The organism is Sphingomonas jejuensis, from assembly GCF_011927695.1.
In the GTDB taxonomy this organism is placed as follows: domain Bacteria; phylum Pseudomonadota; class Alphaproteobacteria; order Sphingomonadales; family Sphingomonadaceae; genus Sphingomonas_K; species Sphingomonas_K jejuensis.
Genome location: NZ_JAATJE010000002.1, coordinates 791,849 through 817,191 on the forward strand (window position 1 = coordinate 791,849; position 25,343 = coordinate 817,191).

General features: G+C 68.6%; 19 protein-coding genes. 6 read left to right on the top strand and 13 right to left on the bottom strand.

Translation table 11 applies throughout. The features are described 5' to 3' along the window. Positions 1-54: 54 nt before the first annotated feature. On the top strand, positions 55-2,547 hold the full coding sequence (locus GGR88_RS13485; protein WP_167955899.1) for a PhoX family protein: 2,493 nt from the start codon (positions 55-57) through the stop codon (positions 2,545-2,547). Positions 2,548-2,586: 39 nt separating this feature from the next. On the opposite strand, the gene GGR88_RS13490 is transcribed toward GGR88_RS13485, so the two are convergent. From GGR88_RS13490 to GGR88_RS13510, 5 genes are all read right to left on the bottom strand, one after another. Beyond that, entirely contained in the window at positions 2,587-3,459 is an 873-nt protein-coding gene (locus GGR88_RS13490; RefSeq protein ID WP_167955901.1) for a LysR family transcriptional regulator, read from the bottom strand. A gap of 30 nt (positions 3,460-3,489) precedes the next feature. Continuing rightward, positions 3,490-6,057, bottom strand: a complete 2,568-nt coding sequence (locus tag GGR88_RS13495) for a TonB-dependent receptor (RefSeq protein WP_167955903.1) — start codon at positions 6,055-6,057, stop codon at positions 3,490-3,492. Between the two features lie 198 nt (positions 6,058-6,255). Next, positions 6,256-7,311 (bottom strand): ribonucleotide-diphosphate reductase subunit beta, encoded by a 1,056-nt coding sequence (locus tag GGR88_RS13500; protein ID WP_167955905.1) that lies wholly within the window; start codon positions 7,309-7,311, stop codon positions 6,256-6,258. Between the two features lie 5 nt (positions 7,312-7,316). After that, positions 7,317-7,583 (bottom strand): hypothetical protein, encoded by a 267-nt coding sequence (locus tag GGR88_RS13505; RefSeq protein ID WP_167955907.1) that lies wholly within the window; start codon positions 7,581-7,583, stop codon positions 7,317-7,319. A gap of 13 nt (positions 7,584-7,596) precedes the next feature. Then, the gene (locus tag GGR88_RS13510; protein WP_167955909.1) at positions 7,597-7,776 is read right to left on the bottom strand and encodes a hypothetical protein; all 180 of its coding nucleotides are present in this window, start codon (positions 7,774-7,776) and stop codon (positions 7,597-7,599) included. Positions 7,777-7,831: 55 nt separating this feature from the next. Between GGR88_RS13510 and GGR88_RS13515 the strand changes: the two genes are divergently transcribed. After that, on the top strand, positions 7,832-8,080 hold the full coding sequence (locus tag GGR88_RS13515) for a DUF2171 domain-containing protein (protein WP_167955912.1): 249 nt from the start codon (positions 7,832-7,834) through the stop codon (positions 8,078-8,080). Positions 8,081-8,162: 82 nt separating this feature from the next. Here GGR88_RS13515 and GGR88_RS13520 read toward each other — a convergent pair whose 3' ends face one another. Next, a complete protein-coding gene (locus GGR88_RS13520) occupies positions 8,163-10,058 on the bottom strand; it encodes a ribonucleoside-diphosphate reductase subunit alpha (RefSeq protein ID WP_167955914.1) in 1,896 nt (631 codons plus the stop codon). A 346-nt stretch (positions 10,059-10,404) separates the two neighbouring features. Between GGR88_RS13520 and GGR88_RS13525 the strand changes: the two genes are divergently transcribed. Continuing rightward, a complete protein-coding gene (locus tag GGR88_RS13525) occupies positions 10,405-10,782 on the top strand; it encodes a hypothetical protein (protein WP_167955916.1) in 378 nt (125 codons plus the stop codon). Between the two features lie 92 nt (positions 10,783-10,874). Further along, the gene (locus GGR88_RS13530; protein ID WP_209023398.1) at positions 10,875-12,065 is read left to right on the top strand and encodes an MBL fold metallo-hydrolase; all 1,191 of its coding nucleotides are present in this window, start codon (positions 10,875-10,877) and stop codon (positions 12,063-12,065) included. Positions 12,066-12,069: 4 nt separating this feature from the next. On the opposite strand, the gene GGR88_RS13535 is transcribed toward GGR88_RS13530, so the two are convergent. Further along, the gene (locus GGR88_RS13535; RefSeq protein ID WP_167955918.1) at positions 12,070-12,885 is read right to left on the bottom strand and encodes a ferredoxin--NADP reductase; all 816 of its coding nucleotides are present in this window, start codon (positions 12,883-12,885) and stop codon (positions 12,070-12,072) included. A gap of 179 nt (positions 12,886-13,064) precedes the next feature. Here GGR88_RS13535 and uvrB point away from each other — a divergent pair, with 179 nt between their 5' ends. Further along, positions 13,065-15,257, top strand: coding sequence for an excinuclease ABC subunit UvrB (gene uvrB, locus GGR88_RS13540; RefSeq protein ID WP_167955920.1), 2,193 nt, complete (start codon positions 13,065-13,067; stop codon positions 15,255-15,257). A gap of 33 nt (positions 15,258-15,290) precedes the next feature. Here the strand turns inward: uvrB and GGR88_RS13545 are convergent, their stop codons facing one another. Together GGR88_RS13545 and GGR88_RS15435 are read right to left on the bottom strand one after the other, a co-directional pair. Further along, entirely contained in the window at positions 15,291-15,668 is a 378-nt protein-coding gene (locus tag GGR88_RS13545) for a PRC-barrel domain-containing protein (RefSeq protein ID WP_167955922.1), read from the bottom strand. A gap of 53 nt (positions 15,669-15,721) precedes the next feature. Continuing rightward, on the bottom strand, positions 15,722-16,384 hold the full coding sequence (locus GGR88_RS15435) for a PEPxxWA-CTERM sorting domain-containing protein (RefSeq protein ID WP_167955924.1): 663 nt from the start codon (positions 16,382-16,384) through the stop codon (positions 15,722-15,724). Positions 16,385-16,617: 233 nt separating this feature from the next. On the opposite strand from GGR88_RS15435, the gene GGR88_RS13555 reads away from it, so the two are divergent. Next, the gene (locus GGR88_RS13555) at positions 16,618-17,091 is read left to right on the top strand and encodes a hypothetical protein (RefSeq protein WP_167955926.1); all 474 of its coding nucleotides are present in this window, start codon (positions 16,618-16,620) and stop codon (positions 17,089-17,091) included. 21 nt (positions 17,092-17,112) lie between these two features. Here GGR88_RS13555 and GGR88_RS13560 read toward each other — a convergent pair whose 3' ends face one another. The 4 genes from GGR88_RS13560 to GGR88_RS13575 form a co-directional block, all read right to left on the bottom strand. Further along, positions 17,113-19,284, bottom strand: a complete 2,172-nt coding sequence (locus GGR88_RS13560) for a sodium-translocating pyrophosphatase (protein WP_167955928.1) — start codon at positions 19,282-19,284, stop codon at positions 17,113-17,115. Positions 19,285-19,519: 235 nt separating this feature from the next. Further along, positions 19,520-20,401: a thiamine-phosphate kinase gene (thiL, locus tag GGR88_RS13565; RefSeq protein WP_167955930.1), complete on the bottom strand. Its 882-nt coding sequence runs from the start codon at positions 20,399-20,401 to the stop codon at positions 19,520-19,522. Positions 20,402-20,452: 51 nt separating this feature from the next. Continuing rightward, complete coding sequence (locus tag GGR88_RS13570; protein ID WP_167955932.1) at positions 20,453-22,744, bottom strand: DUF305 domain-containing protein; 2,292 nt, start codon at positions 22,742-22,744, stop codon at positions 20,453-20,455. An 81-nt stretch (positions 22,745-22,825) separates the two neighbouring features. Then, positions 22,826-25,342, bottom strand: coding sequence for an ABC transporter permease (locus tag GGR88_RS13575; RefSeq protein ID WP_167955934.1), 2,517 nt, complete (start codon positions 25,340-25,342; stop codon positions 22,826-22,828). Between the last annotated feature and the right edge of the window lies 1 nt (position 25,343).

A 25,343-nucleotide genomic window follows, 5' to 3' on the forward strand; every position in this document is an offset into this window, starting at 1 on the left:
CCGTCTTGCCAGCCCGTCAGAGCACCCCGGAACCATTTGTTAAGGGGCGGGACCATGACGATCGAGATCGGTTACGACGACGGTGACATCGATACCAACCGCAGCAGCGCTTCGCCGCATCTGAACGATCTGATCGCCGCGCGTTATTCGCGCCGTCAGACGATGCGGGGCGGCATCGGCGCCATGACCACCGCGCTGTTCGGCTTCAGCCTGCTCGCCGGCTGTGACGATGATGGCGAAGATGCGCCGCTCGCGGTGTCCGGCGGGCTGGCGCTGTCCGCCACCTCCGGATCGCCGGTCACGCTTTCCGGCACGCTGCCGGGCGGCACCACCGGCACCTGGGTGCAGACCTCCGGCCCGGCGGTGACGCTGACCAGCAACAGCAACGGCATCGCCACCTTCACCGCGCCCACCGTGGCCGCGGACACGCAGCTCGGCTTCCGCCTCGATGCGCAGGCGGGCGATCGCACCGGATCCGCGACCACCACCGTCACCGTCCGCCCGATCGCGCTCGGCTTCAACGCGGTGCCGAAGAGCCTGGCCGATCAGCTGAGCGTGCCCGCCGGCTACACCGCGACCGTGCTCTATCGCCTGGGCGATCCGATCGCGAACAATGTCGCGGCCTATGCCAACAACGGGTCGGACACGAACTTCGCCCAGCGTGCGGGCGACCATCATGACGGCATGACCTATTTCGGCCTCGCCGATAACGGCATCCCGGATTACCAGACCGGCAACACGCGCGGCCTGCTGGTCATGAACCACGAGAACATCACCCAGCAATATCTCCACGCCGGCCTGCCGACGCCCGCGCCGCGTCCGGAATCCGAGGCGATCAAGGAGATCGAGGCGCACGGCGTGTCGGTGATCGAGGTTCGCCGCGGCACCACCTGGAGCTACGTCCAGGGATCGTCCTTCAACCGTCGCATCACGCCCAACACGCCGATGAGCTTCAGCGGTCCCGTGCGCGGCAATGCGCTGCTCCGCACGCGTTATTCCACCGATGGCACGCAGGGCCGCGGCACCATCAACAACTGCGCCAACGGCACCATGCCGTGGGGCACCTACCTGACCAACGAAGAGAATTGGGCAGGCTATTTCCGCCGCAACGCGGGCGACGCCGCCGTTCGCACTGCCGCCGGCCGGGCCAAGGAGAACACCAGCCTCACCCGCTACGGCATCCCCGAGGGGCGCACCGGCAACTATGGCTGGACCACCGTCACCCCGGCCGACAGCAGCAGCACGATCTTCTCGCGCTGGAACGCGACCGCGCAGGCCGGCGCGCCCGCCGACGGCAGCGGCGATTTCCGGCACGAGCCGTTCCAGTTCGGCTGGGTGGTCGAGATCGATCCGTTCGATCCCAACTCCACCCCGCGCAAGCGCACCGCGCTCGGCCGGATGAACCACGAAGGCTGCGAGATCGGCCGCACGGTCGCCGGTGTCCGTCCCGCCTTCTACATGGGCGACGACGCGCAGAACGAGTATATCTACAAGTTCGTGTCCAACACCGCCTGGTCGGATGCCGATGCGGGCGGGCAGGGCAACCGCCTGGCGCTTGGCGACAAGTATCTCGATGCCGGCACGCTCTACGTCGCTCGCTTCGATGCGAACGGCAACGGCACCTGGCTTCCGATCGTGTTCGGCCAGGGTCCGCTGACCGCGTCCAACGCGACCTATCCGTTCGAGGATCAGGCCGACGTGCTCGCCAACGTCCGCATCGCGGGCGACCTGCTCGGCGCGACGCGGATGGACCGGCCGGAATGGACGGCGGTCAATCCGCAGACCGGCGAGATGTACTGCACGCTGACCAACAACTCGTCGCGGACGCCCGCCAACACCGATGCGGCCAACCCGCGCGCCTACACCGATCCGAAGCTGCCGCAGGGCGACGTCGTCAACGCCGATCCGCCCACCAACGCGCAGGCGACGCGCGGCAACGCCAACGGCCACATCATCCGCCTGCGCGAGGCGGGTGACCGGTCGGACGCGACGACCTTCACCTGGGACATCTACGCCTTCGGATCGGGTGCCGACCTCAACGCGCAGAACATCAACTTGTCCGGTCTCGACGCCACCAACGACTTCTCGTCGCCGGATGGCCTGTGGTTCGGTCTGCGCTCCAACATCACCGGTCAGGCGACGCCGGTCATGTGGATCGAAACGGACGACGGCGCCTACACCGACGTCACCAACTGCATGCTGCTGGCGGCGATCCCGGGCACGGTCGGCGACGGCGCGACGCGCACGGTCAGCAACACGCTGACCACCGCCGCCAACGTCACCACCACCAGCCAGACGGCGACGCGCATCGGCAAGGCACCGGGCGCCAGCCTGAAGCGCTTTCTGGTGGGGCCGAAGGAGTGCGAGATCACCGGCATCTACTCGACTCCGGACGGCCGCTCGCTGTTCATCAACGTCCAGCATCCGGGCGAGAACGGCAGCCCGACCGCACCGTCCAGCAACTGGCCGTCGCAGACGCCTGGCGCCCGCCCGCGTTCGGCAACGGTGGTGATCACCAAGGACGACGGCGGCGTCGTCGGCCTCTGATCGGCCGGCCGGCCGGGTTCGCGCCCGGCCGGCCCGCCATCATGCGGGCGCCGAGAACAGGCGCGTCACCCGTGCGGTGAAGTCCGCGACCAGCGGCGACGAACCGTCGCGCACGACCAGCCCCACGCCGATCGCGGGCGATTGCGCCAGCGCCCGGATCGTCACGCCCGGCCAGGCGAAGGGCGCCAGTCGCTCCGGCACCAGCGCCACCCCGATCTCGCCCGACACCAGGCTGAAGATCGTCTCGATCTGCGCGGCCGTCTGCACTACGCGCGGCAGGAACCCGGCTTCCTGGCAGGCATTGAGCGTCGCCATGTGGAGCGCGCTCCATTCCGGGTAGAGGATGAAGGGCCGCTCCGCCGCCGCGGCCAGGCCGTCCTCCGTCCCCGTCCAGCCGGCCGGCATCGCCAGGCATAGCCGGTCTTCCTCCAGCCGGTGGAGCCGGACCGTGCGTGCGTGCGGCAGGGGCGTGCGGACGAGGCCGGCGTCCAGCCCGCCGCCCTCCACCGCATCCAGGATCGCCTGCGTGGTCGATTCCTCCAGCTTCAGTTCGACGCCGGGCCGCTCCGCACGATAATCGCCGATGATGCGCGGCAGCAGGTCGCGCACCGCCGACCCGATGAAGCCCAGCCGGATCAGCCCCGCCGATCCCGCCGCCATCTGCCCGGCCGCCGCCTTCAGCGACGCCGCCTGCTCCACGATGGCGCGCGCCGTCGGCAGCAGCGCCTGCCCGGCATCGGTCAGCGCCACTGCGCGCGTGTTCCGATCGAACAGCCGCACGCCCAGCTCCTCCTCCAGCTTGCGCACGGACACGGACAGGGGCGGTTGCGCCATGTTGAGCATGGCGGCGGCCTTGCGGAAGCTCATGGCATCCGCGACCGCGACGAATTGGCGCAGTTGGCGAAGCTCCATGGCGGAAAGCTTACACTTTCTGGGCGGTTCTTAGAAGAACAGCTTGCGCAGCTCCAGCCGCACCGACCGGCCCAGCGGATCAAGCAGGTCCGCCTGGTAGCCGAGCGGGACGAACCCTGCCGCGTCGCGCGCCTGCAGCCGTTCGTTGAACAGATTGTCCACCGCCAGCGTCAGCCGCGCGCCGCGCAGGAACGGGCTGTCGGAAATCCACCGCTGCTGCCCCAGGTCGGCGAAGAAGCGCAGGTTCACCGTCGACAGCGCGCTGAAGGTCAGGTCGTTCGGCGATGCCGCGCCGCCCGGATCCGCCAGCAGCCGGCTGCCGCTCTGCCAGTCGGCGTTGACGCGCACGCCAAGGCCCGACTGCGTGTAGCCCGCGCGCAGCTCCACCGTGTGGCGGGGCTGTCCGCCGCGCCCGCCCGTCGCCGAGCCGTCGAGCAGGTCGAGTTCCGCCACGCCGTCGCGGATGCGCACGCTGTCTTCCAGCCGCCAGGTGTGGAACAGCGCCACGTTGACGCGCCCCTGCCGCCCGCCGCCAAAGCCGCCGCCAAAGCCGCCACCACCGCCGAAGCCCCCGCGCCCGCCGCCGCCAAAGCCGCGTCCGCCACCGCCGAAGCCGCCGCCGCCACGTCCGCCACGGCCCGCGCCCTCGCCGCCGCCCGGCGGTCCGCCGGGAAGCACTCCTGCCCCGGGCGCCCCGGGCGCTGCGCCACCGGCGGCCTCTCGCGCGGCCTGGGCGGCGGCGCGCTGCTCCTCCAGCTCCGCCTGGGTCAGCAGCTGGCCGTCGGCGCCGCGCGGGCGTCCGGCCACCACTTCCGACCAGTTGAAGCCCCAGCGGAACGAGCGCTGCGTGCTCGATTGCAGGTTCACCGGGCGGCTGTCGATGCGGAACAGCCGGCCATCGGCATCGCGGCTGAACCGATCGGGGAAGGCCGCCTCGATCTCGGGCGTCGCCGCGGGGAAGCTCGCGATCGGGTTGTCGGTGCGCGCGTCGGTGTAATCGGCGCGCAGCGTCAGGTCCGTCTCGCCGAACGGGCGCAGCGTCAGGCCCAGCTTGATCACGCGGCGATCATCGGCGCTCAACAGCGCGTTGCCGCCTTCCACCAGCGTTACGTCAACCGTTTCGCCGCGCGTCACGTCGATCACGCGCACATTGGGCGTCTCGATCACCGGATTGCCCAACTGCTGCAGCGTCGGCGCGCCTTCCTCGTGCGTCACCGATGCGATCAGGCGCACGGCCGTGATCGGCTCCCAGTTGAGGCCGTAGCCGAAGGTCCTGAGCGTGCCGAAGTCCGACAGCTCCTCCAGCCCGCCGTTGACGTTCAGCGACAGGTCGCCGATCGCCCCCAGCACGTCGCGCCGCCGGCTGGCGATCGGCAGGTCGACGTTCAGCTGGCCGTTCACCGCATCGCGCGACAGGTCGACGCTGTTCAGCGCACCGGCGCGCTCCGTGCTGCTGGCGATGTCACGCGCGGACCCGCCGAGCCGGAAGGTCGCGGACAGGTCGCCCGCCGGCAGCGACAGGATGTCGCCGTTCGCCACCGCCTCGGCGTTCAGCAGTTCGGTGACGGAGCGCGCGCGATCGCGCCCGACGACGCCGGCCAGGTCACGGTCGGTCTGCGTGCGGGTCAGCCCGCGGGTGTAGCCGGTGTTCAACGACCAGCGCAGGTCGCCCGCGTCGCCGGTGAAGGCCAGGCCCAGTTCCTGGTTGCGGGTCTGCCGATCGCGTTCCAGCCGGGTGGTGCCGTTGGCGCTGCGGCCGAGCGCCGCCAGGCTGTTCTCCCCCGTCACCTCGGCCGTGGCGGTGGCCGACACATTGCCCAGGATCGTGCGGTTGTAGCTGGCGTTCAGCTGCGCCGCATCGGTTTCGGCAAGCAGCGTGCGGTCCGGATCGGCGCCGTCGATGCGGCGGTCGCTCTCGAACAAGGGCTCGGCATGGCTGATCTCGCCGTCGATCGAGAAGCGGCTGCCTTCCGCGATGCGCAGGTAGTTGAGGTCGGCCTCGCCGCTTTCGCGCCCGCCATCGGTGGCGAGCGAGCCTTCAAGCTCCGCCGTCACCGCGTTGAAGCGGCCGCGCAGCACGATGTTGATGACCTTGCTGTCGGGCCGGTAGCCATATTTCAGCGCGACTTCCTCCGGCAGGATGTCGACGCGCGCGATCGCCTCGGGCGGCAGGTCGCGGATCTCGGCAAAGCTGCTGATGCGCCGGCCGGACAAGAGGATGATCGGCCGCGCGCTCGCGTCCCGCCCCTGGATGGAGCCGGTCAGCGGCGCGATCTCGGTCAGCAGGTCGCCGATCGACGCGGCGCCGTAGCCGCGGATCGTGCGCGCATCGAGCACCACTTCCGGCGCGATGTCGCCGATGACGGAGCCGCGCGGCTGCCCCGACGCAGTGATGACGATTTCTTCCCCGCCGTCGAGGTCGGACTCGTCCTCTCCTGTTTCGACCGGCGTCGGCTCGGGCTCGGGCGCTTCCGGGGCTGCCTCGCCCGTGGCGGGCTGCGGGGCGGACACCGCCGGCACGGCGGTGGCCGGGGGCGGGGTTTCCTGCGCCATCACGGGGGCGGCGGACGCGAGCAACAGGACGGAGAGACGACGCATGACGATCCGATACAGCTAGGGCTGCGCCCCCTAACGCACGAACCGGATGAACGTTGGCGGAATCATGTCGGGCGAGGGGGTGCAATCTCCCTCGCCCGGTGCGCCGGATCTTTGTGTCTCCGGAACAGGGCATCCTGGCCCGTCCGGCTTGGGGGACCTCGCGACGGTCGGCTGACCTGGTCGCGAGGTCCGTCACCACTACTCCGCAGCCACGCCCGCCTGCGCGAACATGTCGGCCTCGGTGCCGGCATCGTTGACGGCGGGCGCTTCGATCTTCGCCTTCTGGCGCTTGTCGAAGCCGTCCCACACCTCGTTCCAGTTGCCGCGGGTCGCCGCCTTCGAATATTCGGTGGCGCGCTGTTCGAAGAAATTGGCGTGCTCCACGCCGTTCAGCAGCGGGGCGAGCCAGGGCAGGGGATGCTCGTCGATCATGTAGATCGGTTTCAGGCCCAGCTGGCCCAGCCGCCAGTCGGCGATGTAGCGGATATACTTCTTGATCTCCTTCGGGCTCATGCCCGGCACCGGCCCCATCTCGAACGCCAGGTCGATGAACGCATCCTCCAGCCGGACGGTCGTCTGGCACTGATCCATGATGTCCTCGCGCACCGCCTTGGTCAGGCAGTCCCGCTCCTTCGTAAAGGCGTGGAACAGCTTGATGATGCCTTCGCAGTGCAAGGACTCGTCGCGCACCGACCAGCTGACGATCTGCCCCATGCCCTTCATCTTGTTGAAGCGCGGGAAGTTCATCAGCATCGCGAACGACGCGAACAGCTGCAGCCCCTCGGTGAAGCCGCCGAACATCGCCAAGGTCTTCGCGATATCCTCGTCCGAATCCACGCCGAACTTCTGCAGATAGTCGTGCTTGTCCTTCATCTCGGCATAATCGAGGAAGGCACCATATTCGCTCTCGGGCATGCCGATCGTGTCGAGCAGGTGCGAGTAGGCGGCGATGTGCACCGTCTCCATGTTGGAGAAGGCCGTCAGCATCATCTTGATCTCGGTCGGCTTGAACACGCTGCCGTACTTGTCGTGGTAGCAGTCCTGCACCTCGACATCGGCCTGCGTGAAGAAGCGGAAGATTTGCGTCAGCAGATTGCGCTCGTGCAGCGTCAGCTTCTGCGCCCAGTCACGGCAATCCTCGCCCAGCGGCACTTCCTCCGGCATCCAGTGGATCTGCTGCTGACGCTTCCAGAAGTCGAACGCCCAGGGGTATTCGAAGGGCTTGTAGGTCTTGCGGGCTTCGAGAAGGGACATGGGGGTTACTCCGAAACCAGGGATATAAGGGTGACCGCGAGCAGGATTGAGAAGATCGTGCCGAAAATGGTGAACATCGCTACGTTAAACATTGAGAACCGCTGATCCCAGGCTGTGCGGCTTGGCGGTTCGGATCCAAAGATGCGGTGGGCGAGAAGCTCGCCCGCCGGCACGCCGTCGCGCCAGAGTTTCCGCCGAAGCGAGACGAGGCCCATGATGAGAAACCCGGGTCCTGCGAGAAGCAGGAACAGGATGGCAACGACGCTCTTCACGCCGCCGCGCCGATCAGCCGAGCGCCGTCGAATAGATGGCGAGCACCAGCGCGAGCGCGGCGGCCATCGTGCCGGCCATCAGGTGCGCCGTGCGGGCGGGCGGGGAGAGCGGTCCGCGCAGGCGCAGGAGCAGCACGGCCCCGCCGATCCCCGCGATCACCGCCACCAGCAGCATCAGTCCGCCTGCACTCATGCCACCATCCTCCACGCCGCGCGTTCAGTCGCCGGACCCTTAAAGGAGAACGGACATGGCCGACACCAGCCAGATCAAGGAGCATATGGAAGTCATCGGCGCCGACGGCGTGCATGTCGGCACCGTCGACAAGGTCGAGGGCGACCGCATCAAGCTGACCAAGAAGGACTCGGGCGAGGGAAGCCACCAGGGTCACCACCACTTCATCTCCACCGGCCTCGTCGCGACCGTCGAGAACGACCAGGTCCGCCTCAGCGCCAACGGCGACGTCGCCGCGCAGCTGTTCGAGGAAGAAGAGAAGTAAACAGGGCCCGGGCGCCCGCGGTGCGATGCACCGCGGGCGTGCCCCGCCGCCGCGGCGGCGGGCACGGCCGACCGGCCGGATGCTACTGGCAGGCCAGGCATTCGTCATAGTCGGTGGACTCGAGCTTGATCTCCTTGAGATCAGGCGTGTTGTCCGCCTCCACGCCGCCGGCGAAGCCCGCGCGCTGCACGCTCTTCGACCGCAGATAGTAGAGCGATTTGCAGCCCAGCTCCCACGCGCGGTAGTGGAGCATCAGCAAGTCCCACTTCTCCACGTCGGCCGGGATGAACAGGTTCAGCGACTGGGCCTGGTCGATATAGGGCGTGCGGTCCGCCGCCAGCTCGATCAGCCAGCGCTGGTCGATCTCGAAGCTGGTCTTGAACACATCCTTTTCGTCCTGCGACAGGAAGTCGAGGTGCTGGACGGATCCGCCCTGCTCCAGGATCGAATTCCACACCGCGTCCGAGTTCTTCGACTTCGCCTTCAGCAGCGTCTCGAGATAGGGGTTGCGGATAGACCAGCTGCCCGACAGCGTCTTGTGCGTGTAGATGTTGGCCGGGATCGGCTCGATGCAGGCGGACGTGCCGCCGCAGATAATCGAGATCGACGCGGTCGGCGCGATCGCCATCTTGCACGAGAACCGCTCCATTACCCCCATTTCGGCGGCGTCGGGGCAAGGCCCGCGCTCATGCGCGAGCAGCATGGACGCTTCGTTCGCCTGGGCGTTGATGTGGCGGAACATCTTCATGTTCCAGCTCTTGGCGAGCGCGCTTTCGAACGGAACGCCCCGCGCCTGCAGGAAGCTGTGATAGCCCATCACGCCCAGGCCCACGGAGCGCTCGCGCTCCGCCGAATAACGGGCCTTCTCCATGCCCGGCTCGGCACGGTCGATATAATCCTGCAGGACATTGTCGAGGAACCGCATCACGTCCTCGATGAAGCCCTTTTCCCCGTTCCACTGGTCCCAGGTCTCGAGGTTGAGCGACGACAGGCAGCACACGGCCGTGCGCTCGTTGCCGAGGTGGTCGCGGCCGGTCGGCAGCGTGATCTCGCTGCACAGGTTGGACGTCGACACCTTCAGGCCCAGGTCGCGGTGATGCTTCGGCATGGTCGCGTTCACCTTGTCGATGAACACGATATAAGGCTCGCCCGTCGCCAGCCGCGTTTCCACAAGCTTCTGGAACAGCGCGCGTGCGTCCACCGTCTGCCGGACGGACCCGTCCTTGGGGCTCAGCAGGTTCCATTCCGCGCCGTCGCGCACAGCCTCCATGAACGCGTCAGTGATCAGCACGCCGTGATGGAGGTTGAGCGCCTTGCGGTTGAAGTCACCCGAGGGCTTCCGGATCTCCAGGAACTCCTCGATCTCCGGATGGGTGATGTCGAGGTAGCAGGCCGCCGATCCGCGCCGGAGCGACCCCTGGCTGATCGCCAGCGTCAGCGAATCCATGACGCGCACGAACGGGATGATGCCGCTGGTCTTGCCGTTGAGGCCGACCGGCTCGCCGATGCCGCGGACATTGCCCCAATAGGTGCCGATGCCGCCGCCGCGCGACGCCAGCCACACATTCTCGTTCCAGGTGTCGACGATGCCGTTCAGGCTGTCGGGCACCGAATTCAGAAAGCAGCTGATCGGCAGCCCGCGTCCGGTGCCGCCGTTGGACAGCACGGGCGTCGCCGGCATGAACCACAGCCGGCTGATATAGTCGTACAGCCGCTGCGCATGCGCCTGGTCGTCGGCATAGGCCGCGGCGACGCGCGCGAACAGATCCTGATAGCTTTCGCCCGGCAGCAGGTACCGGTCCTTCAGCGTGTCCTTACCGAAATCGGTCAGCAGCGCGTCGCGCTCGCCGACCCGCGCGATGGCGGCGGGATCGGCCTTGCCGGCGCGGGCGGGCGTCGTCGTCGCAGCGGCGACGGTCGCCTCGTCCGGGCGGTCCAGTTCGGCGGTGTGGCTGTTCGTCATGTCTCTGAAATCCATTTCCGCCCCCGGTCTTCCGGCAGGACGCCGAGTCGCGTCCGAACCGTTCGGTTACCATGACTGCGCCAGGAACGGATAGGGAACAAGAGACTTGTCCCCAGGTTCCACAGATCGGCACAACGCGTCCAGCGCCTCAGCGCTCCCCGACACATGACCACAATCCGTAGAGCCGTTTCCCCGTTCCGGCGCTACAGGTTGTGGCATTGCCTGGGGGGAGGGCGCAAGCCCGAACGCGCCTCGGCTCGTCGCATCGACAGTCTGCCGTCACGCGTGCCAAGCTGTTGATGGCGCCCGGACAAGCGCGTCAAAGGGGGGCATGACCATGAAAAAAGCGGCAATCCTGATCATGACGACGCTGGCGGTGGCTGGTTGCTCAACGGCCGACAGACGCCCCGTGCAAACAGTCGGAGCCGCGCCGGTGGTGACCGTCGCCTCCCCCCTCGGCACCGACCTGGCGCCCGTGAAGGCGGAAATGCCGCAGGGTCAGCACGCCTATCTGAACCGGCTGCGCTGCGCCGACGGCCGTGCGCCGCGTTGGAACCGGCGTCACAACATCGGGCCCGGTCGCGACGGGCACATCATCGACCTCTACGACGTCGATTGCGGCGGCGCCGCGCCCGGCCAGGTCGAGATCCGCATGGACATGTATCACCCCGGCCATATCGAAACGCGCGCCGTCGCCGGCTTCACCCTGACCGCGGGAGCCGCCGTCCCGACGACCTGATCCGAGACAGGTGGCGTTTGGCCGTTGCAGAAACGGCGCATCCTTTCCGCCGTCCGCGCGCTTGTCCCCGTCCACATGGTGCGGCGGAGACAATGGTGCGACGGCTGCTGCGATGGATCGGAACGGGGCTGCTCTTCCTGGTGGTCGCCCTGTGCCTGTCGGCCGTCCTGGTCCCGCCCTTTCTCGATCGGATCTATTATCGCGGGCGCGCCACCGGTCATTTCGACGGCGACCGCTTCTTCAATCCCGACGGCGTCGATGATGCGGGTCCACCCGGCGGCGGCAGCCGCGCCGGCTTTCTGCTCAGCCGCCTGACCGGGGACGACAGCCGCGCCACCTGGCCCGACCGGGTGCCGGTCGTGCGGGCACGCCCGCCCGAGCGCGTAACGGGCGACCGCATGCTCGCCACCTGGGTCGGCCACGCAACCGTGCTGGTGCAGACCGCTGGCCTCAACATCCTGACCGACCCGGTGTGGAGCGATCGCGCCGGCCCGTTCGGCGTCGGACCCCGCCGGGTGGCGGTGCCGGGCATCCGCTTCGAGGATCTGCCGCCGATCGATGTCGTGCTCGTCAGCCACAATCACTACGACCATCTCGACCTGGACACGCTGAAGCGACTGTGGGCGCGCGACCGGCCGCGCATCGTCACCAGCCTGGGCAATGACGCGGTGATCTCGAAGGCGGGCGTGCCCGCGGTTGCGCTGGACTGGAACGGGCGCGTGCCGCTGCCGGGCGGCGGGGAGATCGTCGTGACCCGGAACCATCATTGGGGCAGCCGCTGGTTCGCGGACCGCAACCGCGCGCTCTGGTCGTCCTTCGTGGTGCGGCTGCCGGCCGGCAACATCTTCTTCGCCGGCGACACCGGCCCCGGCGATCTGCGCTGGCCAGCCGAGGCCGCGGCGCTGGGGCCGGTCCGCCTCGCGCTGATCCCGGTCGGCGCGTTCCGCTTCGCGCCGGGGCAGATGTCGACGTCGAGCCACATCGGGCCGGGCGATGCCGCCCTGGTGTTCGACCGGCTGCGCGCCGGCACCGGGCTCCCCATCCATTGGGGCACGTTCCAGCTGTCGGACGAGGGATGGGACACGCCGCCCCGCCTTCTGGCGGAGGTGATCGGCTGCCTTCGCCGCGACGGCATCGCGGTCGGCCGATTTGGCGCCGTCGCGATCGGCCGGTCGGTCGACATTCCCGCCGTCCCGGTGCAGCCGGCGGCAGCGGGGCGGCGCCCCCAGGTCGCCGATGTGGAGCGCTGCCTCGCCACCCCGGTGGCGCAGGCGCTCCGCTGAGCCCTCAGTCGACGAAGGCGCGCTCGATCACATAGTCGCCGGGCTTGCTGTTCGACCCTTCGGTGAAGCCGCGCGCGTCAAGCAGCGCCGCCAGCTCCTTGATCATCTCCATCGACCCGCACAGCATGATGCGGTCGGTGGCCGGGTCGAACGCCTTCGGTCCGGACATATCGAAGTCGAACAGCCGGCCATCGTCGATCAGCGCGGTGATGCGACCCGTCCGCTCAAAATCCTCGCGCGTGACGGTGGGCACATAATGGAACTTGGTGGCCGCTTCCTCCGCGATCAGCGGATCGTCGCTCAACCGCGCGCCGAGCAGCTCGCGCCAGGCAAGCTCGCTCACCTTCCTGACGCCGTGCGCCAGGATGACGTCGTCGAAGCACTGGTACACGTCCGGGTCGCGCGCCACCGACAGGAAGGGCGCCAGACCCGTCCCCGTGCCCAGCAGGAACAGCCGCTTGCCCGGCGTCAGCGCATCCAGCACCAGCGTGCCGACCGGCTTCTTGCCCATGTAGATGCGGTGCCCCGCCTCCAGCTTCTGCAGGCTGTCGGTCAGCGGGCCACCCTCGACCTTGATCGACAGGAACTCGAGCTCGTCGGACCAGGCGGGCGAGGCGATGGAATAGGCGCGCATCACCGGCTTTCCGTCGCCGGGCAGGCCAATCATCACGAATTCGCCCGAGCGGAAGCGGAACGACGCGGGCCGCTCCACCGAGAAGGAGAACAGCCGGTCGTCCCAGTGCTTCACCCATTTCACCGCGACCGTCGAAAAGGCGGCGCTCTCCGGAATGTCGGTCGATGGGGCGAGCGCGACGCTCATGCGGGGTCCTCCGGTTGTCCTGCGGGGCGGTCCGGATGGCGCGGGCGGGTGGAGCGCCGGGCGGACCGTTCTTGCGAGCCGGTCGCATGATGGCAGGCGCCGGGCCTGTCAACCACATCGTGCCGCCGGTGGGTTCCGCAACCCTCGCCATGCGTCCGCCGACGCCCCATATTCGCGCCATGGCCATCGAGATCCGCACCAACCTTGCCGAACCCGAAACCGATGCAGCCTTCGTGCCGCACCGGCCCAACCGCCCGGAAAAGTCGGAGGGCGGACGTCCGTTCAAGCTGGTGTCCGACTATCAGCCGGCCGGCGACCAGCCCACCGCGATCGCCGAGCTGGTGGAACAGGCGCGCGGCGGCGAGCGCGACCAGGTGCTTCTCGGCGTCACCGGATCGGGCAAGACCTTCACCATGGCCAAGGTCGTGGAGCAGCTGCAGCGCCCCGCGCTCGTGCTTGCACCCAACAAGATCCTCGCCGCCCAGCTCTACGGCGAGTTCAAGAACTTCTTCCCCGAGAATGCGGTCGAATATTTCGTCAGCTACTACGATTATTACCAGCCGGAGGCCTACGTCCCGCGCTCCGACACGTACATCGAGAAGGAATCGTCGATCAACGAGGCGATCGACCGGATGCGCCACTCGGCCACCCGCGCGCTTCTGGAGCGCGACGACGTGCTGATCGTCGCGTCGGTTTCCTGCCTCTACGGCATCGGGTCGGTCGAAACCTATTCGGCAATGATCTTCGACCTGAAGAAGGGGCAGAGCGCCGACAGCCAGGAGATCGTGCGGAAGCTCGTCGCGCTGCAGTACAAGCGCAACGACCAGGCGTTCGCGCGCGGCAATTTCCGCGTCCGCGGCGACAATCTGGAGGTGTTCCCGTCACACTATGAGGATACCGCCTGGCGCGTCAGCTTCTTCGGAGACGAGATCGAGGAGATTGTCGAGTTCGACCCGCTGACCGGCAAGAAGATCGCATCGCTGAACAGCGTGCGGATCTACGCCAACTCGCACTATGTGACGCCCGGCCCGACGCTGAAACAGGCGACCGAGGCGATCAAGCATGAGCTGTCGGAGCGGCTGAAGGAGCTGGTCGCTGAAGGCAAGCTGCTGGAGGCACAGCGGCTGGAGCAGCGCACCAATTTCGACCTGGAGATGATCCAGGCGACGGGCAGCTGCGCCGGCATCGAGAATTACAGCCGCTTCCTGACCGGCCGCCTGCCTGGCGAGCCGCCGCCCACGTTGTTCGAATATCTGCCGGAAAACGCGCTGCTGTTCGTGGACGAAAGCCATGTCACCATCGGCCAGGTCAACGGCATGTCGCGCGGCGACCACCGGCGAAAGCTGACGCTGGCCGAATATGGCTTTCGCCTGCCATCGGCGATCGACAACCGGCCGCTGCGCTTCAACGAATGGGACGCAATGCGCCCGCAATCCGTCTATGTTTCGGCCACGCCGGGGCCATGGGAGATGGAGCGCACCGGCGGCGTCTTTTCCGAACAGGTGATCCGCCCGACCGGCCTGATCGATCCGCCGGTCGAGATCCGCCCGATCGAGGACCAGGTCGACGACCTGATCGTCGAGTGCAAGGCGACCGCGGCGAAGGGCTATCGCAGCCTGGTGACGACGCTCACCAAGCGCATGGCGGAGGATCTGACCGAATATCTGCACGAGGCGGGGTTGAAGGTCCGCTACATGCACTCCGACGTCGAGACGCTGGAGCGCATCGAGCTGATCCGGGACCTGAGGCTCGGCGTCTATGACGTGCTGGTCGGCATCAACCTGCTGCGCGAAGGGCTCGACATTCCCGAATGCGGGCTGGTCGCGATCCTGGACGCGGACAAGGAAGGCTTCCTGCGGTCGGAAACGTCGCTGATCCAGACGATCGGCCGTGCGGCCCGCAACGTCGACGGACGCGTGATCCTCTACGCCGACCGCGTGACCGGATCGATGGAGCGCGCGATGAACGAGACCGCGCGCCGGCGCGAGAAGCAGGAGGCGTACAACGCCGAACATGGCATCACGCCGGTCACCGTGCGCAAGAACATCGGCGACATCATCGCCCATGTCGCCAGCCAGGATCAGGTCACGGTCGAGATCGACGAGGACCGCCCGCACATGGTCGGCCACAATCTGCGCGCCTATATCGAGGATCTCGAAAAGGCGATGCGCAAGGCCGCGGCTGACCTGGAGTTCGAGGAAGCCGGCCGCCTGCGCGATGAGATCCGCGCGCTGGAGCAGGAAGAACTCGGGCTGCCCGTGCCCGATCGTAAGGCGGTGCCGATGGGCCGCTCCAACGAGGGCAAGGCCGGCACGCGCAAGACCCGCTACGGCAAGGTCCAGAAGAAGCGCATGGCCGGCGGCCGACGGTAACGCTCGTCGGCCGCCGCCAGCGACCGGCGGGCGTCAGATGACGCGCACGTCCTCGTGGCGGGTGCCGTAGTAGCTCGCCACCCGGTCGGCATAGGCCTGGTCGAAATTGGGGGCATTGTTGGACCAGCTCGGACCGCCTTCCAGCAGCCGGCGGTCCGCCGTCACGATGTACACGTCGTCGACCGCGTCATAGGCGAGCAGCTCGAACGGCAGCGGATAGTAGCTCTTGCCCATGCCGAGAAAGCCGCCCAGGCTCAGCACGGCGTGCGTCACGCTGCCCGTGCGCTTGTTCACCATGTAGCTGTAGACATGACCCAGCTTGTCGCCGTCGCGGCTGCGGACGCTCATTTCGTCCACCTTGTTGGATGCAATCAGCAGCGTCTTGTCGGGGGTGGCAGCGGTATCAGTCATGATGATGAGGCTCCTTCGCCTCGCCAACCCGCCGCCACCCCTCAGGTTCCTTGTCAGGCCGCGACAAGCGTCCGGCGCCGGCGCATCGCGCCGCCGACCAGGCCGAAGCCGCCGATCATCATCGCCCAGGTCGCGGGCTCGGGCACCGCGGCGGCCGCGACGTCGCTGAGCCGGATGTTGTCGAACTGCGCAAAGCCGCTCGACCCCGCCCGCGGCGTGAAGCTGAACGACGACAGCGGCGCCAGGTCGAAGGTCAGGCTGTTGACCGTCAGGCGCTGCCCGGCGGTGTTCGCCAGCACATAGGTGCGCGCCAGGCTGGAGCCGTCGGCGAAGTTGAACGTGAAGTCGACGTCCATTGTCGCCGGGCCATAGCCGGAGAAGTTGCCGTAGTTGTTGGCGATGTCCAGGCTGTCGAGCGCGAAGGCGCCACCGCCGACCCGTGCGATCGTGGTCACGGCATTGCCCTGGAAGTTCGTCAGCGCCGCGCCCGTGCGGTCGAGGCTCGACAGGGTGGTGCCCGTGGTCACGAAGCACGTGTTGCTGGTCGAGCAGCGATTGGCGCTGACCTGGAAGCCGTCTTCGATCCACGGACCGTAGACATAGCCGGTGCGGCCGTTGGTGCCGCGAGCGGCGTCGAAGTCGAGCACGACGGTGGCGGCGGCGGCAGGCGTGGCGACGGCGGCAAGCAAAAGCGCCGCGATGGAACGCGTGAACATGAAACAACCCCTTGGTGTTCTTGAAAAAAGTGACGTCATGGCGTCACCGGCGGCGGTAGGGCGCCCGTAAGTCTGTTTCATGACGCATCCATCCAGAAAGTCCTTCGCGGCGACGGCTGTCCCGGTTCGGGAACGGGGCCGTTGCCGCCGGGCTTCGATTGCGCGGTCGGTTGCGGCATTGCCTCGCCCCGCGCGGCGCGGCAGGCTTTCCGCTTCCCCGCGTGGAGGTGGCGATGCGACGCGTGCGTGCGATGGTGGCGATGGTGTTGGGCGGCATGGCGGTTACCGGCTGCGCGGTGATCCCGGTGGGACCGGTGCGCGTGGCGGAGCCGGCCGGCTTCCGCTGGATCGCGCGGCCCGCACAGGCGGGGGAGCCGGCGGCCGCGCTCTGGGGACCCGCCAACAGCGAAGCACTTTATGCGCTCAGCTGCACCCGTGCAGGGCTGGAGGTCATGGAGGTGACGCCCGGTGGCGACGACGCAGGCGACCGCTGGCGGCTTGCCGTGGGCAGTGCCGAAGCGGTGGTCCCCGCCCGCCACGATGCCGAAGGTCCGGGCGTCGAGACTGCGGTGGTGCCGCGCGGCCATCCGCTCGTCCGCGCGCTGGTGCGCGGCGGCGGGCCGCTGACGCTGCGCACCGGGCGGGGGGACGCGACGCTCCCCGCCAGCCCGATCGTCGCCGAGGCCGCCCGCGCCTGCGTCGGTTGAGGCGCGGGCGGGCCTTGGCGGCTAGCCGGCCAGCGCGGCCAGCAGCAGCAGAGCGACGATGTTGGTGATCTTGATCATCGGATTGACCGCAGGACCGGCCGTGTCCTTGTAGGGATCACCCACCGTGTCGCCGGTCACGGCCGCCTTATGCGCTTCCGATCCCTTGCCGCCGTGGTTGCCGTCCTCGATGTACTTCTTGGCATTGTCCCACGCGCCGCCGCCGCTCGTCATCGACAGGGCGACGAACAGACCGGACACGATCACGCCCAGCAGCAGCGCGCCAAGCGCCGCAAAGCCGTTCTCCTGCCCGGCCACCAGCGTGATCGCGAAATAGACCACGATCGGCGCCAGCACGGGGAGGAGCGAGGGCACGATCATCTCGCGGATGGCCGCACGGGTGACGAGGTCGACCGTCCGGGCATAGTTCGGGCGGCTCGTGCCCTCCATGATGCCGGGATTGTCGCGGAACTGGCCGCGCACTTCCTCGACCACGGCGCCCGCGGCGCGGCCGACCGCCGTCATCCCCATCGCGCCGAACAGATAGGGGAGGAGCGCACCCAGCAGCAGCCCGACGATGACATACGGGTTGGACAGGCTGAAATCGACGTTCAGGTCGGGGAAGAACTCGGTCAGGTCGGTGGTGTAGGCGCCGAACAGCACCAGCGCGGCAAGGCCGGCTGATCCGATCGCATAGCCCTTGGTCACCGCCTTGGTGGTGTTGCCGACGGCATCCAGCGCGTCCGTGCGGACGCGGACCTCGTCTTCCAGGCCGGCCATCTCGGCGATGCCGCCGGCATTGTCGGTGACGGGGCCATAAGCGTCCAACGCCACCACCATGCCGGCCAGCGCCAGCATCGACGTGGCGGCAAAGGCGATGCCGATGACGCCGGCCAGCTGATAGGCGCCGATCACCGCCACCACGATCACCAGCGTCGGCAGCGCGGTCGCCTCCAGGCTGACGGCCAGGCCCTGGATCACGTTGGTGCCGTGCCCGGTCTCCGACGCGCGCGCGATCGACTTCACCGGGCGATAGGCGGTTCCCGTGTAATATTCGGTGATCCACACGAGCAGCCCGGTCACCGCCAGGCCGATCATCATCGACAGCACCAGGTCCCACCCGGTAAAGCCCGCGCCCGCGACGGTCGGTGCGGCGAAGGCCTCGGCCGATGCCGCAAACGGATCGTTGGCCGGCACCTCGATCAGCGGCGTCTGCCCGCCGCCGATCACCGCGCCCAGGTCGCCCAGCGTCAGCGTCGACACCAGCCAGATCGCCGGCACGGACAGCAGCGTGGTCGTCCAGAACCCCTTGTAGAGCGCGCCCATGATCGATCCGCCCCGGCCCAGCCGGACGAAGTAGGTGCCGATGATCGACGTCAGGATGCACACCGCGCCCACCACCAGCGGCAGCGACATCAGCCGCATCAGCTCGGCCGCGTTCGCGTCCACCAGCAGCGCGATCGACACCATCGTCACGCCCAGGGTCACGACATAGGTTTCGAACAGATCGGCGGCCATGCCTGCGCAATCGCCGACATTGTCGCCGACATTGTCAGCGATCACGGCCGGGTTGCGGGGGTCGTCCTCCGGGATGCCGGCCTCGACCTTGCCGACCAGGTCGGCGCCGACGTCGGCTGCCTTGGTGAAGATGCCGCCGCCCAGCCGCGCGAAGATGGAGATGAGCGACGCACCGAACGCGAGCGCGACCAGCGCGTCGATGACGGCACGGCTGTCCGGCGCCTCGCCTGCCGGCCCGGTCAGGTACCAGAAGAACAGCGTGATGGAGAGCAGGCCGAGCCCCGCCACCAGCATGCCGGTGATCGCGCCCGACTGGAAGGCGACGGTCAGGCCGCGCTGCAGCGACGTGCGCGCCGCCTCCGCGGTCCGGACGTTGGCCTTGACCGAGATGTTCATGCCGATGAAGCCCGCCGCGCCCGACAGGAGCGCGCCAACGACGAAGCCCAGCGCCGACGTCCAGGTCAGGAAGACGCCGACGAGGACGGCGATGACCACGCCGACGATCGCGATGGTGCGGTATTGCCGGCCCAGATAGGCGCGGGCGCCCTCCTGGATGGCGCCGGCGATCTCCTGCATCCGGGGATTGCCCGGCGCGCTCGCCAGCACCTGCCGGCTGGTGACAAACCCGTAGAGGAGCGCGATCACGCCCCCCGCGATCGCAAGCCAGATCAGGCCCATGCTCCTACTCCCTGTTGTTTTATGGCCTAGGGCTATGCCGCCGCTGCGGGGTTGGCAAGCCGCCTAGTAGAGCGCGTCCTCGTCTCCGGCAGGGGGCATCGGCGTTGCCACTTCGATCGGGGCGAACTTCGCCACCATCGGCGTGACAGGCCGCGATCTTTGCGAGGGGAGCGCAACGCGATCGACCATGGACCGACATGCCTCGGGCCACCGTGTTGGCCGGGCGGCCTGTTGTTCAGCCGTGAAGCCAGCCGAGCCGCTGCGGAAGCGCGAGGGGGGCGCCGTGTCGTGTGAGGCGGAGGCCGGTGCCCGCCCGCACGGAGCCGATCCGCACGGCGCCCGCCACGGCGCCCGGCGCGGTCAGCAGCAGCGCGTAATCGTCGCCCGCGGTTGCGGCGCCGACCACGTCATCTCCCCAGAAGGCGGACCCGGCCGGCGACAGCGGCACCATGTCCAGGTCAATGTCGATCGCGACCCCGCTCGCCTCGGCGATGCGCGCGGCATCGATCAGCAGGCCGTCAGACACGTCCATCATCGCCGTCGCCGTCGCCGCCAGCCGCTGACCGTCGGCCATCAGCGGGGTTGGCCGGCGATAGGCCGCCACCAGCGGCCCGGTCGCGGCGGGATCGCGCTCCAGCATCCTCAGGCCCGCGCCGGCATCGCCGATCGTCCCGCACAGCCACACGCCGTCGCCGGCGACGGCGCCGGCGCGGTCCGGCGCGTGTGCCGACCGGCCGATCGCGGTCAGGCTCAGCACGCGCGCCTGCCGCGCCGGTGCGGCCACCGTGTCCCCGCCCAGCAGCGGGACGTCCATGCGGGTGAGGGCCGCGCCCAGCCCCTCGACAAAGGCGCGGTCCCACGCCGCGTCGCCCAGGGTGATGCCGCTCAGGACGCCGACCGGCACCGCCCCCTTGGCGGCAAGGTCGGACAGGTTCACCGCCACCAGCTTCCACGCCACGTCGCCCGGCGGATCGTCGGCGCGGTAGTGCACGCCTTCGACCAGCATATCCTTCGTGACCACGAGGTCGCCGATCACCGCCGCGTCGTCCGCCAGCCCGCGCGCCCCGGGGTGGAGCGGCAGGCGGCGGAGCATGGCCAGCAGCGACGTCTCGGTCATGACAAGTCGCTCATGACAGGGCAGTCGCAGCCACCGCGACCGGGCGCATCCTCAGCGGCTGGCCGAGCGCCCGCGCGATGCCTCCGCCCGGGCCGCCACGCCGGCCGGCCAGGTCACCGGCTGCTGCGTCTGCGGGTTGAAGACGTTGCCGGGGTAGCGCGCAGCCGCCGCCGCCGCGAGCTCGGCCTCCGTCAGCCATTCGCTCGGCGTCAGCGCCAGCACGTCCAGCCCGCGGGTGATCTCCGTGCCGTAGATGTGCCCGTCATACCAGTAAGCGGACCAGAAGCCGCCCAGCACCAGCTGCTCGGCATCGATCGGCCCGCGATCGAAATAGGCGATCTCGCGGGGCGCGTTGCTGTCGGTGAAATCGATCACCGAGATGCCGCCCTGGTACCAGGCCTGGACGAAGATATCGCGCCCCGGCACCGGCACGATCGATCCGTTGTGCGCGACGCAATTCTCCTTGTCGCCCTGCGGGGCAGGCAGCTTGAACGTGCCGCGCCGCACCAGCCGGTTCTCGACGATGTCGTAGATCGCGTCCGCGCCATAGTTGGCGGGGTCATAGGTCCGGCAGCGTGGCCGCGCGCCGCCGCCCCATTCGTCGGTGAAGATCACCTTGGTGCCGTCGTTGTTGAACGTCGCCGAATGCCAATAGGCAAAACCCGGGTCGCTGACCGCGTCGATGCGCTTCGGCCGCAGCGGATCGGAGATGTCGAGCAGGATGCCGTTGCCCGAGCATGCCCCCGCCGCGATGTTCCGCGACGGGAACACGGTGATGTCGTGGCACTGGTCGGTGCGGTTGGTGTTCTGCGTGCCCTCACCATGGTCGCCGCCGCGCCACAGGCCGGCGATCTGCCCGGTGCCCTGGTCCGCGAAGACGCGCGGCCGGTCGACGATCCGCGCGGCGGCCGGGTTGGCGACCGGGATCTCGATCACGTCGATGGAGAACAGCGCGGTGCGGCTGTCGCCCGGCACGTCGCCGATGCAGCCGGCCAGCTCGGCCTCGTCGCGCACCTCCGCCGTGCCCGAATTGTAGACGACGATGCGACGCGCGTCCGACGATACGATCGAATGCGTGTGGCTGCCGCGGCAGGTCTGCACCTGCCCGACCTGGCGCGGTTCGGCCGGGTTGGAGATGTCGAAGATGCGCAGGCCGCGGAAACGATCGGCGCTGGCCTCGCCCTCGACGCCCTGCAGCCCGCAATCGACACGCCCGCGCGTCTGTTCGACCGACATGATGAGGATGTTGCCGGCGATGGAGATGTCGCCCTGGCCGCCCGGGCACACCACGGAGCTGATCAGCGCCGGCCGCCCCTCGGCGCCCAGCCGGTAGACGTTGAAGCCGTGGTAATTGCCCGTGACCATCAGGTCGTTCGAAAAGGCGATGTCGGTGTTCCAGAAGCTCAGCAGCGACGATCGCTCGCCGAACTGGGTGCCCTGCTGCCCGTCGTTCTCGCCGCGCCGCGACGCGTCTTCGGTGGTTGGCTCCGCCGGGATCGGCGGGGCGAGCCCGCCCGGGTTCTCGGGGTCGAAGAAGCCCGCCGGCTTCGGCAGCGACGCGACCAGCCGCATGTTCTTCGCCGCCACGCCCGGGTTGGTGAGCCCGGCCGCCAGCTGCGCGCGCGGATCGGGCGACAGGCCGGCCAGGATGACGTTCATCCGGTCGATCTCGGACTGCTGCTCGTTCTTCACGTCGCTCGTGAACTCGAACAGCGCGGGATCATAGGCCGATCCGGGCGATGCCAGCAGCTCGCGCACCATGGCGAGCGCGCCTTCGTGGTGCGCGATCATGCGCTGCAGGAACAGCCGGTCGAACTCGGTGCCGCGCGCGGCGGCAAGCGCGGCCATCTGCTCGGGCGTGGCCATGCCCTGCATGGTGGAATGATCCATGCCGGCCATGTCATGCCCCGCATGTGCGCCGTGACCGGCCTGCGCGCCGTGCCCGGCATGGCCAGCTGCCGCCGGCACGGTGCCGACCGCCGGCGCCATCTCGCCGCGCGCGCGCAGCCAGCTCTGCATGAACTGGATCTCGTCGCCCTGCGATGCGCGGATGCGGTCGGCCATGGCGACGATGTCGGGCGTGTTGGTCCGCTCCGGCACCAGCACGACCATTTCCATCGCCTGCTGGTGGTGGTGGATCATGCCCTGCATGAAGGCGACGTCGGCGGGTGAATGGCGGGTGCCCGCGATCCGGCTGGCCTCCGTCGCGCTCAGGCCGCGGCTGCTCTGCCCGGGTGCGCCCGGCTGGACGATCGGCGGCTGCGCTGCCGCCGCCGTCGCCCCGCCGATCGCCACCGCACCCGCCAACAGCGCCGCCAGCTTCAGCCGCATGCGATGTGCCATGTCCCGTTCTCCCGCCTTTTATCGATCCGTTGCCGGACGATAGCGCATCGGCCTGCCTTGGAAAGCCGCAAAGCGCCTGATCTATTCGTAGCGGAGCGCGCCCACCGGGTTCGCCCGCGCCACCCGGATCGCGTGGGTGGCCACCGTCGCCACCGCGATCGCCGCGGCGCCCCCGCTGGCGAGCAGGAACGGCGTCGGCCCAAGCGCCACGCGCGCGTCGAACCCGTTCAGCCAGTCGCGCATCGCCCACCACGCGATCGGCCAGGCGATCAGGTTGGCAAGCAGCACGGGGCGCGAGAACTGCCACACCAGCAGCCGCACGATGTCGCGCGTGCGTGCGCCCAGCACCTTGCGGATGCCGATCTCCTTGGTGCGGCGCTCGGTGGTGAAGGCGGCCAGTCCGAACAGCCCCAGGCAGCCGACGATCACCGCCAGGATCGCAAAGCCGGCGAACATCTGCCCGACCGCCTCGTCGCGGGCGTAGAGCCCGGCCGCGCGCTCGTCGGCGAATTCGGCATCGAATGGCACGTCGGGGGCAAGCCGCTTCCACACGGCCTCCACCCGCTCGCGCACGGCGGCGGGATCGCCGTCGAAGCGCACCTCGAGATAAGGCAGCCAGCCGCCGTTCCGGAACAGGATCATGTCCTCCACCTCGCGGTGTGCCGAGCGGAACCGCGTGTCACCCAGCACGCCGACGATGGTCGCGGGCACGCCATGTCCGTCGCGCGACAGCATGGACATGCTGATCTGCTTGCCGATGGCCTCGGCGGGCGACCGGAAGCCCATCTGCCGGGCACTGCTCTCGTTCACCATCACGTTGATCCCGCGGCGCTGCAGCGCCTCCTCGGCGGCGCGCTGCTGCTCCGACGTGAAGTTGTCGGGCGGCAGGCCGAGCGAGGCATCGTCAAGCGCATGGTCGCGCGACAGCGTTCGCCCGGCCAGCAGCCGCATGCCCATCGTCTCGGCGAAACCATGATCCACGCTGTAGGCGCCCAGCACCAGTTCGCGCGCGTGGCCCGGCAAGGTCACGCCCAGGTTGCTGGTGTTGGAGGTGGAGATGCCGATGGATGTCAGCGCGCTCGATCGGACGCCGGGTACCCGCGCGATCTCCCGCTGCAGCGTTTCGGCCAGCGGCTTCACCTGGCCGCGCTCCAGATTGTCGATCTGCAGCACGCCTTCACGGTCAAAGCCGGGGTCCATCGTGCGGACATGGGTCAGCTGCGCATAGACCACGACCGTGCAGATGATCAGACCGATTGAGATGGCGAACTGCACCACAACCAGCGTGTTGCGCAGCCGGCCGCTGCCGCCGGGCTCCGCCGAGGACTTGTTCGCCTTCAGCACCTCCGCCGGGCGGAAACGGGTCAGGTAAAAGGCGGGGTAGAGACCCGCCAGCACGCCGACCAGCAGTGTCAGTCCGACCGTCGGCAGCAGCAGGCCGTCCGTGCCCAGGTATCGAAAGGCGATGTCCGCCCCCAGCCATGACCGCAACCAGGGCAGCGACAACTCCACCACGGCAAGCGCCAGCATCGTCGCGATCGCCGTCACGATCAGCGACTCGGTCAGGAACTGGCCGATCAGCTGCGATCGATCGGCGCCCAGCACCTTCCTCAGCGACACCTCCCGCGCCCGGGCGGAGGCCCGCGCCGTCGCCAGGTTCGTGAAGTTCACGCAGGCCATGGCCAGGATCAGCACGGCCAGGCCGGCGAAGACCGCGATTGTGGTGGCGTTGCCGCGTCGCCCGGACGGCGATCCGTCAGCGCCCGACAGGTAGACGTCGGCGAGCGGAACCAGCTTGAAGGTCGATTGCGCCGCCTCGCTGACACTCTTGCCCGCCGCCTCGTAGCGGGGCGCGACCCGCTCTTTCCAGGCATCCAGCTGCGCGTTGATCGGATCGACCGATTGGCCGGGCTTCAGCTTCACATAGCTGGTGCCGCTGAACCAGCCCCAGGCGTTCACCTGGTCGGGATGAATGTCGGTTCCCTCCACAAGCCGCCGCACGATGCCGAACGCCTGGTGCGATGATCGCGGCAGATCGGCGTACACGGCGCTGACGCGATAATCGCTGGGCCCTTCGCTCGACAGCTGCGTGATCGTCCGGCCCACGGCAGCGTCCGTCCCGAACATCGCGCGCGCGGTGCTTTCGTCGATGGCGACGCTGTTCGGGTCCTTGAGCGCGGTGCGCGGATCGCCGTGGATGAACGGGATCTTGAAGATCCAGAAGAACGCCGGCTCGACCTCCATGATGGTTTCCTGCACGGGCGCACCCGTCCGGTCGCGGATCACCGGCTGGTCGTTGTGCGTGTAGGCGAAACTCTCGATCGCATCGAAGTCCTTCGCCAGGGCATGCACCACCGCATAGGGCGTGTTCTGGATCGTCTCGGACGACCCCGTCTCCGTGTCCGTGTTGGTCGCCTGCAGCTGGAACACGCGCTCATGCTCACCCACGAACCGGTCGAAGCTCGTCTGGTCGCGGACGTAGAGCAGGATCAAGAGGCACGCGGCGATGCCGATCGCCAGTCCCACGATGTTGATGACGGCATAGGTCCGGTTCTTGGCCAGCGACCGGAAAGCAACGGTTGCGTAGTTGCGCCACATG